General features: G+C 75.9%; 11 protein-coding genes. 8 read left to right on the plus strand and 3 right to left on the minus strand.

Features of this window, described 5'->3' with window-relative positions; genetic code table 11:
• Window positions 1-210 precede the first annotated feature (210 nt).
• A complete protein-coding gene (locus BM048_RS12500) occupies window positions 211-1,734 on the plus strand; it encodes an ABC transporter permease (RefSeq protein WP_090033532.1) in 1,524 nt (507 codons plus the stop codon).
• Window positions 1,731-2,843 carry an ABC transporter permease gene (locus BM048_RS12505; protein ID WP_090033534.1) on the plus strand — a complete coding sequence of 371 codons (1,113 nt, stop codon included), beginning with the start codon at window positions 1,731-1,733 and terminating at the stop codon, window positions 2,841-2,843. The genes BM048_RS12500 and BM048_RS12505 overlap by 4 nt, the downstream gene beginning before the upstream one ends.
• A 53-nt stretch (window positions 2,844-2,896) precedes the next feature.
• Here BM048_RS12505 and BM048_RS12510 read toward each other — a convergent pair whose 3' ends face one another.
• Window positions 2,897-3,427 (minus strand): PH domain-containing protein, encoded by a 531-nt coding sequence (locus tag BM048_RS12510; protein WP_090033536.1) that lies wholly within the window; start codon window positions 3,425-3,427, stop codon window positions 2,897-2,899.
• Between the two features lie 81 nt (window positions 3,428-3,508).
• On the opposite strand from BM048_RS12510, the gene BM048_RS12515 reads away from it, so the two are divergent.
• The 3 genes from BM048_RS12515 (at window position 3,509) to BM048_RS12525 (ending at window position 8,600) form a co-directional block, all read left to right on the plus strand.
• Window positions 3,509-5,392 carry an ABC transporter ATP-binding protein gene (locus tag BM048_RS12515; protein WP_175499537.1) on the plus strand — a complete coding sequence of 628 codons (1,884 nt, stop codon included), beginning with the start codon at window positions 3,509-3,511 and terminating at the stop codon, window positions 5,390-5,392.
• Between the two features lie 253 nt (window positions 5,393-5,645).
• Window positions 5,646-7,592: a translational GTPase TypA gene (gene typA, locus BM048_RS12520; protein WP_090033537.1), complete on the plus strand. Its 1,947-nt coding sequence runs from the start codon at window positions 5,646-5,648 to the stop codon at window positions 7,590-7,592.
• A gap of 24 nt (window positions 7,593-7,616) precedes the next feature.
• Entirely contained in the window at window positions 7,617-8,600 is a 984-nt protein-coding gene (locus BM048_RS12525) for a PIG-L family deacetylase (RefSeq protein ID WP_090033539.1), read from the plus strand.
• A gap of 303 nt (window positions 8,601-8,903) precedes the next feature.
• Here the strand turns inward: BM048_RS12525 and BM048_RS12530 are convergent, their stop codons facing one another.
• Complete coding sequence (locus BM048_RS12530; protein WP_139224447.1) at window positions 8,904-9,788, minus strand: PRC-barrel domain-containing protein; 885 nt, start codon at window positions 9,786-9,788, stop codon at window positions 8,904-8,906.
• A gap of 158 nt (window positions 9,789-9,946) precedes the next feature.
• Here BM048_RS12530 and BM048_RS12535 point away from each other — a divergent pair, with 158 nt between their 5' ends.
• The 3 genes from BM048_RS12535 (at window position 9,947) to BM048_RS12545 (ending at window position 13,035) form a co-directional block, all read left to right on the plus strand.
• Window positions 9,947-10,399, plus strand: a complete 453-nt coding sequence (locus BM048_RS12535) for a hypothetical protein (protein WP_090033541.1) — start codon at window positions 9,947-9,949, stop codon at window positions 10,397-10,399.
• The gene (locus BM048_RS12540; protein ID WP_239078748.1) at window positions 10,396-10,953 is read left to right on the plus strand and encodes a flavin reductase family protein; all 558 of its coding nucleotides are present in this window, start codon (window positions 10,396-10,398) and stop codon (window positions 10,951-10,953) included. Before BM048_RS12535 ends, BM048_RS12540 begins: the two co-directional genes overlap by 4 nt.
• A gap of 123 nt (window positions 10,954-11,076) precedes the next feature.
• Window positions 11,077-13,035 (plus strand): VanW family protein, encoded by a 1,959-nt coding sequence (locus BM048_RS12545; protein WP_090033543.1) that lies wholly within the window; start codon window positions 11,077-11,079, stop codon window positions 13,033-13,035.
• Here the strand turns inward: BM048_RS12545 and BM048_RS12550 are convergent.
• Window positions 13,008-13,307 (minus strand): putative acetyltransferase, encoded by a 300-nt coding sequence (locus BM048_RS12550; RefSeq protein WP_239078749.1) that lies wholly within the window; start codon window positions 13,305-13,307, stop codon window positions 13,008-13,010. The genes BM048_RS12545 and BM048_RS12550 overlap by 28 nt on opposite strands.
• Between the last annotated feature and the right edge of the window lie 128 nt (window positions 13,308-13,435).

Raw genomic sequence — 13,435 nt, forward strand, 5'->3', positions numbered from 1 at the left:
CGCGCGTGCGCGCCCCGCACCACCGTCCGGAGACGCCGCACCGTCCCGCACCGTGCTGCGCACCGTCCTGCGCACCGTCCTGCGCACCGTCCTGCGCACCGTCCTGCGCACCGTCACACGTCTCGAGGCGCCGGCAGGGCCGGGGCATAAACTCCCCCGGACGCGACAGCTCCCCTCACGAGCACCCCTCACGAGCGAGGTCCCTCTTCCGTGCTGAGATTCCTCTGGCGCCGCTTCGTCGCGGGCCTGGCGACCCTCCTGGTCGCCCTGTTCATCATGTACGTCCTGGTGGACCTGGCGATCGACCCGCTGGCCGACCTGCGCGAGAGCACGGCGCCCAACAAGCAGCAGCTCATCGACCAGCGCACCGCGCTGCTGCAGCTCGACACGAACGTCGTGATCCGCTTCTTCCAGTGGCTGGGGAACGTGGCCACCGGCGACCTGGGCACGCAGTGGCGCACCGGCCAGGAGGTCAGCTCGCTCGTCGCCTCCGCGATCGTCTCCACGCTGCAGCTCGTCACCGCCGCCACCTTCGTGGCGCTCGTGCTCGGCGTCGTCGTCGGCATCGTCTCGGCCCTGCGGCAGTACAGCAGCTTCGACTACATCATCATCTTCCTCTCGTTCTTCCTGTACTCGCTGCCCTCCTTCTTCGTCGCGGTGCTGCTCAAGCAGTGGGGCGCGATCGGCTTCAACGACTTCCTGCGCGACCCCGTCATCGGCACGGGCGTCATCGTGGTGGTGGCCCTGCTGAGCGCAGGGCTGTGGAGCCTGGCGGTGGGCGGCTCCGTCCGGCGCCGGATGCAGACGGCGCTCGTGGCGGCCGTCGCCACCGGCGGGCTGCTCGTGTACCTGCAGGTGTCGGGCTGGTGGGACCGGCCGCACATCGGCCCGGTGCTGCTCGCGCTGTTCGGCCTCGGCACGGCGGTCGCGGTGACGGGCGTCTTCGCGGGGCTGCAGAACCGGCGGGCGCTGCTCGCGGCGATCGTCGTGGCGGTGCTGGGCGTCGTGCTGAGCTTCCCGCTCGACGCCTTCTTCCGTTCCACCGACGACGAGAGCAACTGGATGACCGCGCTGGTCGTCGCGGCGTTCACGGCCGGCGGCGCGGCGGTCGGGGTGGCCTTCGCCGGGCCCGACAAGGGCGTCTCGGCGCGCGGCGGCGCGATCACGGGCTTCGTCGTCGGGGCGCTCATCATCGTCGACCAGGTCATGGGCGTGTGGCCGGCGTACTTCGAGTTCCTGCGGGGACGGCCCATCGCGACGACGGGCGACCGCACGCCGAGCCTCGGCGGCAACTACTGGGTGGGGCTGCTCGACACGTACACGCACCTCGTCCTGCCGACGATCGCGCTCATCCTCATCTCGTTCGCGGCCTACACCCGCTACTCGCGGGCCAGCATGCTCGAGGTGATGAACCAGGACTACATCCGCACCGCCCGGGCCAAGGGCCTGCCGGAGCGGCTCGTCGTCGTCCGGCACGGGTTCCGCAACACGCTCATCCCGCTGGCCACCGTCGTGCCCATCGACATCATCACGCTCATCGGCGGCGCGATCATCACGGAGAACATCTTCGGCCGGCCGGGGATGGGCCAGCTCTTCGTGCAGAACCTCGGTGAGGCGGACATCGAGCCCGTCATGGCCTACATCGCCATCACGGCGGCGCTGGCGATCATCGCCAACGTCGTCGCGGACATCATCTACGCGGTCGTCGACCCCCGGATCCGGTTGGACGCATGAGCACCCAGGACACCCCCAGGACGCCCAACCAGGAGCCGGCGGGCGCGCAGGAGCACCTCGAGAACGCCATCGAGCTGCAGGACGTCGCCGGCCTCTCGCAGGGGCAGATCGTCCGGCGCCGCTTCCTGCGGCACAAGGGCGCGATCGTCGGCATGGTCGTCCTCGCCGCGATCGTCGTGCTGTCGCTCACCTCGGTCGGGTTCGGACCCGTGCCGGGCTGGTGGAAGTACACCGGCGCGTCCGACCCGGTCATCACCAACCCCGGCGGCCGTCCCACGCTGTCGATGCCGACGTGGCTCGGCGGGGAGGGCTTCGCGATCGGGGAGCACCCGCTGGGCCAGGACGAGATCGGGCGCGACATCTTCGCGCAGGTGATGAAGGGCGTGCAGACGTCCCTCATGGTCATCGTCGTCGTGGGCGCGGTGTCCACCGCGATCGGCGTGCTCGTCGGCGCGCTCGCCGGGTTCTACCGCGGGCGCCTCGACACCGCGCTCATGCGCAGCACCGACCTCGTCATCACCATGCCGACCATCGTCATCGGCGCGGTCGTCGGGAAGCTGGCGGGCGGCATCTCCGGCGTGCTGTTCGCGCTGGCCCTCGGCCTCATCCTCTGGCCGAGCCTCGCGCGGCTCGTCCGCGGCGAGTTCCTGGCGCTGCGCGAGCGGGAGTTCGTCGACGCCGCGCGCGTCGCCGGGTCCAGCAGCCGGCGGATCATCTTCAAGCACATCCTGCCGAACGCCATCGGCGTGGTGATCGTCAGCGCCACCCTGCTCATGAGCCAGGCGATCCTGCTCGAGGCGGCGCTGTCCTACCTCGGCTTCGGCATCACGCCGCCCGAGGTCTCCCTCGGCCAGCTCATCTCCATCTACCAGAGCGCCTTCGCCACCCGGCCGTGGCTGTTCTGGTGGCCGGGCCTGTTCATCGTGCTCATCGCGCTGTGCATCAACTTCATCGGCGACGGGCTGCGCGACGCGTTCGACCCGCGCCAGAAGCGGATCCCCAGCCAGCGCGCCATGGACCGTGCGGCCGCGCGCAGCGGCCTCGTGCCCACGTCGGGCACCGCCGGCGGCACGAGCCTGCCGGGCGGCGCCGGGGTCGGCAGCCCGTGACCGCGGGCGGCGCCACCACCGCCGGCACCGTCGGCCCTGCCGTCGCGGCGCCGTCAGGCCGTCGCGCCCAGCAGGACCGCGAGCACCGGCAGGCCGACGAGACCCACCACCGTGGCGGTGTGGACGCGTCGGGTGACGGGAGGCGCGGCGACGTCCGCGGCCGGCGGGCCGACGAGCGGGTCCAGCAGGGCGGCGCCCTCGTCCGCCGGCCCACGCCGCCCCGAGGCGGACCCGAGGGCGGCGGAGCCCGGCGCGGCCCACACCGGCACCACGCCGCCGTCCGTCACGAGCTCCAGGCCCCACCGCCCGCGCACCGCGCGCAGGGCGCCGCGGGGCACGACGACGGTCGCCAGGACGTTGCGCACGACGACGCGCTCGTCGCCCACCTCCAGCGCCGGGCGCCAGAACAGGGCCCACGCCGCCAGCACGGCCCACGCCGCCCACGCGGATGCGACACGCAGACCGCCGGGGTCGTCGGCGGCCACCGCGACGAGCGCCACCAGGACCACCAGCACCACCGCGACCACCAGCGCCCGGCCGTAGGCGGACCGGGCGACGTGCACGGGAGCCGGGTCGTCGGACACGCCCCCATGCTGACGCACGTGACGAGCACGGTGCGCGCGACGCCCACCCGGCGCCGCGACCACCGGAGAGGACACTGAACCGTGGCCATCGACACCTCCTCCGTCCCGGCACCGACCCCGTCCGTCGCGCCGGTGCTGTCCGTGCGGGACCTCGGCGTGGACTTCTACGTCGACGGCACCTGGTACCCGGCCGCCAAGGGCGTCAGCTACGACGTGCGCCCGGGCGAGGTGCTGGCCATCGTCGGCGAGTCCGGGTCGGGCAAGACGCAGTCGTCCATGGCGCTGCTCGGCCTGCTGCCCGCCAACGGCCGGGCCCGCGGCAGCGCCCGGCTGGGCGACCGGGAGCTGCTCGGCATGTCGACGAGCCGCCTGCGCCGCATCCGCGGGCGCGAGATCGCGATGATCTTCCAGGAGCCGATGACGGCCCTGAACCCCGTCTACACGATCGGCTTCCAGATCGTGGAGACGCTGCGCGCACACTTCGACATGGGGCCGCGGGCCGCGAAGGAGCGGGCGCTGGAGCTGCTGCGCCTCGTCGAGATCCCGGACCCCGAGACCCGGTTCAGCTCGTTCCCGCACCAGCTCTCCGGCGGGCAGCGGCAGCGCGCGATGATCGCCCAGTCGCTGGCCTGCGACCCGCAGCTGCTCATCGCCGACGAGCCGACCACCGCGCTCGACGTGACGGTCCAGGCCGAGATCCTCGGGCTCATGCGCAGCCTGCGCGACCGGCTCGACAGCGGCATCGTCCTCATCACCCACGACATGGGCGTGGTGGCGGACATGGCCGACACGATCATGGTGATGAAGGACGGCGAGGTCGTCGAGAAGGGCTCGACGGCCCAGGTGTTCGGCGACCCGCAGCACCCCTACACGCGCCGCCTGCTCGACGCGGTGCCGCACCTCGGCCGCCACACGGGCCCCGGTGCGGGTGCCGGGGCGGGGACCACCACGACGCCCGACGTCGCGGGCGCGAGCGCCGGCGGGGCGGCGACGACGCGCCCGCGCACCGGTGCGCACGCGGCCGGTGCCGGGGATGCGCGGCCCGTGGTCCTCGAGGCCGTGGACATGGTGGTCGAGTACCCGGGCCGGGGCCGCACGCCCGCGTTCCGCGCCGTCGACGAGGTGAGCCTGACCATCCGCCAGGGCGAGGTCGTCGGCCTCGTCGGGGAGTCGGGGTCGGGCAAGACGACCATCGGCCGCGCGGTCGTCGGGCTGCTGCCGGTGACGGGCGGCTCGCTGTCGATCGCGGGGACGGACATGGTCGGTGCGTCCGCGAAGACGCTGAGGCCGCTGCGCAGCCAGGTCGGCATCGTCTTCCAGGACCCGGGCTCGTCGCTCAACCCGCGCCTGCCGATCGGCGAGTCCATCGCCGAGCCGCTCATGCTGCACAAGGGCGTCTCGGGCAAGGAGCTGAGCACGCAGGTCGAGCGCCTGCTCGACCAGGTGCAGCTCCCGCGGGCCATGCGCAACCGCTACCCGCACGAGCTGTCGGGCGGCCAGCGCCAGCGCGTCGGCATCGCCCGCGCGCTCTCGCTGGAGCCCAAGCTCCTCGTCGCCGACGAGCCGACGTCCGCGCTCGACGTCTCGGTCCAGGCGGCCGTGCTCGAGATCTTCCAGGAGCTGCAGCGCGAGCACGGCTTCGCGTGCCTGTTCATCAGCCACGACCTCGCGGTGGTCGAGATCCTGTCCGACCGGATCGCGGTCATGCACCACGGCCGGCTCGTCGAGGTCGGGCCGACGGAGCAGGTGGTGCGGGCCCCGCAGGACCCGTACACCCAGCGGCTGCTGGCCGCCGTGCCCGTGCCGGACCCGGAGGAGCAGCGCCGCCGCCGCGAGGCGCGCGCCGCGCTGCTCGGCGGGGCGCACGACGAGGAGGACGAGGCGCCGCGTCGCGGGCACGGGCACCACGTCGGCGACGAGGCGGCGGAGGTCGAGGCGGCCCACCCGCCGATCCCCGGCCTGTAGGGCACGCGGGCCCGGGCAGGGGCCGCGGGAGGAGATCGCGCAGGGGCCCGACGCCGGGGGATCGGCGCAGGGGGACGGGCGGCGGTACCATGAGGGCCGCGCAGCGTCGCCGCGACGAGTCCCGCCCCCGCACCGCACCGGCCCCCCGGCCCTCGCGCGGGGGTGCGGCGGCCCCGCCGGGCACCCCGGCGGGCCGCGGCCGGACCTCGGCCGCGCGCGCGAACCGCCTCCCCGCGTCGAGATGAGTAGACCCATGTCCGTGCCCGTCGCCGCCCCCCAGGCCGGCTCCTCCGTGCGCGCCGACCTGCGCAACGTCGCGATCGTCGCGCACGTCGACCACGGCAAGACCACGCTCGTCGACGCCATGCTCTGGCAGTCCGGCGCCTTCGGCGAGCACGCCCACGTCGACGAGCGCGCCATGGACTCCGGCGACCTCGAGCGCGAGAAGGGCATCACGATCCTCGCGAAGAACACCGCGATCCGGTACGCCGGACCCGCGGCGGCCGCGGTGGGCCAGCCCGACGGCGTGACGATCAACGTCATCGACACCCCGGGCCACGCCGACTTCGGCGGCGAGGTCGAGCGCGGCCTGTCGATGGTCGACGGCGTCGTCCTGCTCGTCGACGCGTCCGAGGGCCCGCTCCCGCAGACCCGGTTCGTGCTGCGCAAGGCGCTGGCCGCCAAGCTCCCCGTGATCCTGCTGGTCAACAAGGTGGACCGGCCCGACGCGCGGATCGACGAGGTCGTGCACGAGAGCACGGACCTGCTCCTGGGCCTGGCGTCCGACCTGCACGAGGACGTCCCGGACCTCGACCTCGACGCCATCCTCGACGTGCCCGTGGTCTACGCCGCCGCCAAGGTCGGGCGCGCGTCGCTCACGCAGCCCGAGAACGGCGGCCTGCCGGACAGCCCCGACCTCGAGCCGCTGTTCGCGACGATCCTCGAGAAGATCCCCGCGCCGACCTTCGACCCGGCCGCGCCGCTGCAGGCGCACGTGACCAACCTCGACGCCTCGCCGTTCCTCGGCCGCCTCGCGCTGCTGCGCCTCTTCAACGGCACGCTGCGCAAGGGGCAGACGGTCGCGTGGGCGCGCCAGGACGGCACGCTGCAGAACGTGCGGGTCACCGAGCTGCTCGAGACGAAGGCGCTCGAGCGGGTGCCGATGGAGGGCGAGGCGGGCCCGGGCGACATCGTCGCCGTCGCCGGCATCCCCGACATCACCATCGGCGAGACGCTCACGGACCCCGACGACCCGCGGCCCCTGCCGCTCATCACCGTCGACGACCCCGCCATCTCCATGACCATCGGCATCAACACCTCGCCGCTGGCGGGCAAGGGCGGCAAGGGCCACAAGGTCACGGCCCGCCAGGTGAAGGACCGCCTCGACGCGGAGCTCATCGGCAACGTGTCCCTCAAGGTGGTCCCCACCGACCGCCCCGACGCCTGGGAGGTGCAGGGCCGCGGCGAGCTGGCCCTGGCGATCCTCGTCGAGCAGATGCGCCGCGAGGGCTTCGAGCTCACGGTCGGCAAGCCCCAGGTGGTCACGCGCACGATCGACGGCAAGGTCCACGAGCCGGTCGAGCACATGACGATCGACGTGCCGGAGGAGTACCTCGGCGCCGTCACGCAGCTCCTCGCGCAGCGCAAGGGCCGCATGGAGACGATGTCGAACCACGGCACCGGCTGGGTCCGCATGGAGTTCGTCGTCCCGGCGCGCGGACTCATCGGCTTCCGCACCCGGTTCCTCACCGACACCCGCGGCACGGGCATCGCCTCGTCGATCTCGCACGGCTACGAGCCGTGGGCCGGCCCCATCGAGACGCGCCAGTCCGGCTCGCTCGTCGCGGACCGCTCCGGCCCCGCGACGCCGTTCGCCATGATCAACCTCCAGGAGCGCGGCTCCTTCTTCGTGCAGCCCACGCAGGAGGTGTACGAGGGCATGATCGTCGGCGAGAACAGCCGCAACGAGGACATGGACGTGAACATCACCAAGGAGAAGAAGCTCACGAACATGCGGTCCTCCACGGCCGACAACTTCGAGAACCTCGTCCCGCCGCGCCAGCTCACGCTCGAGGAGTCGCTGGAGTTCGCGCGCGAGGACGAGTGCGTCGAGGTGACGCCGGAGATCGTGCGCATCCGCAAGGTCGTCCTCGACCAGACCGAGCGCGCGCGCATCACCGCCCGCAGCAAGCGCGGCTGACCCGCGGCCCGCACGAGCACAGGCATGAGCACGAGGCCGCCCGGCGCCCCCGAGGGGACGACGGGCGGCCTCGTCGCCGTCCACGCCCACCCCGACGACGAGACGCTCGCCACCGGCGCGCTGCTCGCCACGTGGGCGGCCGCCGGGCGCGACGTCGTCGTCGTCACCTGCACGCGCGGGGAGCGCGGGGAGGTCATCGGCGAGACGCTCGCGCACCTCGAGGGCGACGGCCCCGCGCTGGCCGCGCACCGGGAGCGGGAGCTGGCGGCGGCGCGGGCGGCGCTCGGCGTGCGCGGGGTCTTCCTGGACACGCTGCCCGACGAGCGTGCGGCGTGGTCGGGCGCGGGCGCGGGCGCGGACGAGGGCGGGGACGACGTCGCGCACGAGCCGGCCGCCCGGTACGAGGACAGCGGCATGGTGTGGACGGGGTCCGGCCGGGCCGGGGCGACGGCCGACGTGCCCGCCGGCGCGTTCGTCGCGGTGCCGCTCGACGAGGCGGCCCGGCGCCTGGCCGGCCTGCTGCGGGCCGTCCGGCCGGCGGTGGTCGTCACCTACGACCCCGAGGGCGGCTACGGGCACCCGGACCACGTCCGTGCGCACGCGGTGACGCACCGCGCGCTGAGGCTCGCGGCGCGCGGGGACGACGGCGTGCACCCGACCGTGCTGCACGCCGCCCAGGGGGAGCGGGAGCTGCGGGCGGGCCGGGCGGCGCTGGCGGACCCGGCCGTGGAGGCCGCGCTGGGCGACGAGTCCGCCGCGCTCACCCTGCCCGACCCGGCCGGTCCCGTCCCGCCCGTGGCCGTCGACGACGAGCGGGTGGACGTGCGCGTGCCGGTCGGGCCCGTGCGGGACCGCGTGCTGGCGGCGCTGCGGGCGCACGCGACGCAGGTGCGGGCGGTGCGCGCGCTGGACGGCCCGGCGCCGCTGGCCGGGTGCTGGGCGCTGAGCAACGACGTGCTGGCGCCCCTGCTCGCCGAGGAGGGCTACGTGCGCGTCACCACGGCCTGAGGGCCGTGCGGTCCGGCGGACGCCGGGCGGCCGTCAGGCGCGGACGGGCTCCGCGAGCCGTTCGTGGACCACGGTGGCGGGGCAGGTCGGGTCCGGGATGACGATCGACCGCACGTCGGGCGTGCGCAGGCAGGTGCAGCGGACCAGGGCCATGGCCACCCCTCGGGCTCGGGCCGTCGGCGACGGCGTGCGCCCACCCCATCGGCAGCCGCGGCCCGCGCACCAGAGGACGTGCGTCACACGTCCTCCCGGTGCGCGGGCCGGGCTCGTCGTCGGTACCCGCGTCCGGCCCCGGCGCGACCCTCAGGCGCCGGACGACCAGGGGCGCATCCGGCTGCGACCCTCGTCCCAGGCGGTGCGCGCACCGGCCGCGTCCGCACCCCCCGTCGCGTGGCGCACCCCCGTCGCGGGGCCGGGGTCGCTGCTGCCGCGGCCGGCCTCGCCACGGTCGGCCTCGCCCAGGTCGTACCCGGGCACGGGCGCCGTACCGGGGCCGCCGGCCGGGCCCGCGGTGCCGTCCCCGGCCGTCGGGGCGTGGTGGGTGGACCCGGCGTGCGGCCCGCCGTCGAGGTCGGAGGGGCCGGGACCCGCGGCGGCCGGGCGCGGGTCGCCGCCGTACGCCCCCGGCTCGCCGGCGACCGTGCCGGACAGGCCCCGTCCCGTCAGGTCCTCGTCGGGGACCGGCGCCGGCGTGGGCGCCTGCGTGAGCTCTGTCGCGGGCACGGGCGACGCCGACGGGGCCACGGGGGCGGGCGGTGTCGCGGCGTGGCGGCCGCCCGTCGTGCGCGCCTCCGGGTCCTGCAGGTCGGTGCCCGCCTCGGTCCCCATCCCGGAGCCCGGCCGCGCGACCGGCGCCGTCGCGCCCGTCCCGCCGGCGTCGTCCACGCCGTAGTGGTCGTACAGCGTGCGCTCCTCCTCGAGCGTCAGGTGGGCGTCGACCTCCACGCGGGGCGCGCCGTCGACGCGGTCGGCGTCGTGCGCCAGGCGCAGCTCGTCGCCCGCCAGCGTCGCGTCCGTCAGCGGGACGAAGGACTCCGCGTCCCCGAACCGCCCGGTCCGCACGGTCACCCACGCCGGGTCCCCGGTGGCGTCGTCCAGGTAGACCCGGCCCACCGTCCCGAGCCGCTGCCCGTCCCTGTCGACCGCCGTGGCGCCCGCGATCGTCCGGACCTCGTCCTGCGTCAGCATCTCCTCGCGCTCCCTCCGGGAGGCGCCGCCGGCAGCCGGCGCGCGCACGTGCCGCCCGGCCGGGTGGCTCCCGGCTCCTGCGCGCGGCCCCTGGCCCCATCACAGCCCGACGAGGACGCGCCCGCCACCGGGCAGGGGCGGGGACTAGCCTGCACGCCGTGACCGGACCCCTGCCGCCGCTGCGCCGCGTGCTCGGCACCCTCGCGCTCGGCGTGCTCGTCGGCGTCGTCGGCTCCGCCGTGCACCGGGTGTCCTGGCCGGTGTCCTGGCCGGTCTCGTGGCCGTCGGGCCTCGGCGGCGCGCTCGCCCTCGTCGTGTCCGCCGGCGTCCTGGCGCGGTCGCTGGCCGGGGGAGCGGGCCTGCTCGGGACGGGCGCCGCCATGCTGGCGGTGAACGTGCTGCTCGCGCAGGAGGGGCCGGGTGGGGACGTCCTCATGCCCGCCGGCGACGAACGCGGCGTCCTCTGGCTGGCGGGCTCGGTCCTGCTGCTCGTGCCCGTGGCGTTCCTGCCGCGGTCGTGGTTCGACGACACGCCGCGGCCCCCGCGCGACGCAGCGACGGCGCCGGACGCACCGCCCGGGCTGCCGTCCGGGCCGGGGGATCCGGCGTGACCGAGCGGGTCCCGGTGCCGGACCCGGTGCCGGACCTTGTGCCGGACCCGGTGCCGGCGGTCCCCGCGCCGGTGGAGGGGGCGCTGCTGCGCGCCGCGGCGGCCCGGCTCCCGGGCGGCGTCGTCGTCGTGACGGTGCGCTGGCGGGGGCACGACCAGGCGATGACGGCGACGTCGGTGGTGTCGGCCTCCCTGGAGCCGCCGCTGCTGCTGCTCTGCGTGCACGCCGACAGCCGCCTACGCGAGGCGCTCGACGACGTGCCGGGCTGGGCCGTCACGGTGCTCGACGACGGGGCGGCGCCGCAGGCGGACTGGCTGTCCTCGCCGGGGCGCCCCGCGGTGGACCAGCTCGCCCGCGTGCCGCACCACCGCGCGCCCTGGTCCGGCGCCGCGTGGCTCGACTCCGGCGCGGCCTGGTTCGACCTGCGGACGGTCGCGGTCCACCCGGCCGGCGACCACGACGTCGTGCTGGGGGAGGTGGTCGCCGTCCGGGAGGCCGACCCGGCGCGCGGCGGCCTCGTGCACCTGCGGGGACGGCTGCGGCCCGTGCGCTGACGGCGTCCGCGCCCCCGATCGCCTGAGGCGGTGGCGGCCCGCGCAGCCGCCGCGCCGCCGCGGCTGGGTACGATCGCGGACGCGCGGCCCCCGGGGGGCGGGCGCCGCGACAGGAGGCCGACGATGCAGGACCGCACGCAGCACCCGACGACGGACGGCGCGTCCGCGGACGGCCACGGCGTCGACCCTGCCGCCGGGCCTGCCGTCGCCTCCTCCGGCACCCCGTCCGGCACGCACCCGTCCTGGCGGCCCACCGGCTCCGCGGACCCGGGGGAGGGCGCGCACCCGCTGTTCGACCGCGTGCCGGGCGAGGCACCGGCGCCGTCCCCGCTCGATGCCTTCGAGCCCGAGCGGCCGCCGCGCCGTGGTCGCCGTGCCCTCGTCGCCGTCGGCGTGCCCGTGCTGCTGCTCGGCGCCTACGCCGGCGCCTCCTGGGCGCTGGCCGACCGGGTGCCGCGCGGCGCGAGCGTCGCGGGCGTCGCCATCGGCGGGCTCGGCGCCGACGAGGCGGTGCGGGCGCTCGAGGACGGCCTCGCCGACCGTGCGGCCGAGCCGGTCGCCGTCACCGCGCAGGACGTGCGGGCCCAGGTCCAGCCCGCCGAGGCGGGGCTGACGCTCGACGCGCGGGCCACGGTCGACGCGCTGACCGGCTTCGACCTCCTGCAGCCCGCGCACCTGTGGTACCAGCTCGTCGGCGTCGGTGCGCGCGAGCCGGTGACCACGGTCGACGAGGACCGGCTGGAGGCGGCCGTCGAGGCGCTCGAGGGGCCGCTGGCGCTCGCGCCCGTGGACGGGGCGGTGCTGTTCGTCGACGGCGCCCCGGAGCGCACCGACGCGGCGGAGGGCTGGTCCCTCGACGCGGCCGGTGCGCGCGAGGTGCTCGTCGCGGACTGGCTGGACGCCGCGCAGCCGCTGCCGCTGCCGACGGAGGTCGTCGAGCCCGCGGTGGACGACGAGGCGGCGCAGGCCGCGCTCGTGGAGGTCGCCGAGCCCCTGGTCTCCGCGCCCGTGTCCGTGCAGGTCCGCGACCGGCTCGCGGTGCTCGAGCCGGCGACGCTGGCAGCCGCGGCCCGGATGGTGCCCCAGGACGGCGGGCTCGTGCTCGACCTCGACGGCGCCGCCCTGGCCGACGCGGTCCTGGCGCAGGTGCCCGACCTGCTCACCCCGGCCGCGGACGCGCGCTTCGAGTTCGTCGACGACCGGCCGGTCGTCGTGCCGGGGACGCCCGGCACGAGCCTGGACGCCGAGGCGCTGGCGGCGGCGGTGACGGCGGCCAGCACCGCCGAGGAGCGGACCGCCGCGGTCGAGCTCGTCGAGACCGACCCGGAGCAGTCCGCGCAGGAGCTCGAGGCGTTGGGCGTGACGCAGGTCGTCTCCGAGTTCGCGACACCGCTGACCAGCGAGCCGCGCCGCACGGTCAACATCACCAACGGCGCCGCCAAGATCAACGGCACGCTCGTCCGCCCGGGCGAGGAGTTCTCGCTCACGGAGGCGCTGGGGCCGATCGACGCCGCGCACGGCTACGTGGAGGCCGGCGCCATCGTCTCCGGCGAGCACACCGACGCCTGGGGCGGCGGGCTGTCCCAGGTGTCCACCACGACGTTCAACGCCGCCTACCTGGCCGGCATGGTCGACGTCGAGCACAAGCCCCACAGCGAGTGGTTCTCCCGCTACCCGGCCGGTCGCGAGGCGACGATCTTCACGGGCGTGCTCGACATGCGGTGGGCCAACGACACGCCCCACGGCGCGCTCGTGCAGGCCTGGGTGTCCGACGGGCAGATGCACGTGCGCCTCTGGGGGACCCCGTACTGGACGGTGGAGACCTCGACGAGCGGGCGCTCGCGCGTCGTGCAGCCGACGACGGTCTACTCCCAGTCGCCGACGTGCGAGCCCCAGTCCGCGGGCAACCCCGGCTTCACCATCACCGTGACGCGCACGAAGAGCGCGCAGGGCGTCGAACCGCGGACCGAGCAGGAGACCTGGACCTACAAGCCGCAGAACCAGGTCGTGTGCGGCCCCGACCCGGCCGACGCCCCGCCGCCGGCGGACGAGGGTCAGCCGCCGGCCCAGGGCGGCGACTGACCCGACGGACCGTCGCCGCCCGCCGCCCGGGGCGCACGCCGGGCCGGGGGCGGCGGCACGGTCTTCGCGAGCACGACGTCGGCCGCCGGCACGTCCACGTCGCCGTGCCGCGTGCGGATGCGCAGCCCCGCGGCGTCCGACGTGAGCACGTCGCCCAGCACGTCGGTGAGCCGCGGCTCGCCCGGTGCCGCCTCGGGCCGCACGCGGCGCACGACGACCCGCGTCCCCGGCGCCCACGCGCGCCAGGCGGGCACCCCGTCACCACCGCCCACGCCTGCCCCCGTCCGTCCCACCTCCCGGCCGCGTGCTGCGGCGCCGGGCAGGTGGGGGATACTAGGCGGACCCGCTGGTGGCGGGCGTCCTGCCGGCCCGGCGCGCTGCGCCGGCCCTGGTCGACCTG

Source organism: Cellulomonas marina (assembly GCF_900111925.1).
GTDB lineage: Bacteria > Actinomycetota > Actinomycetes > Actinomycetales > Cellulomonadaceae > Cellulomonas > Cellulomonas marina.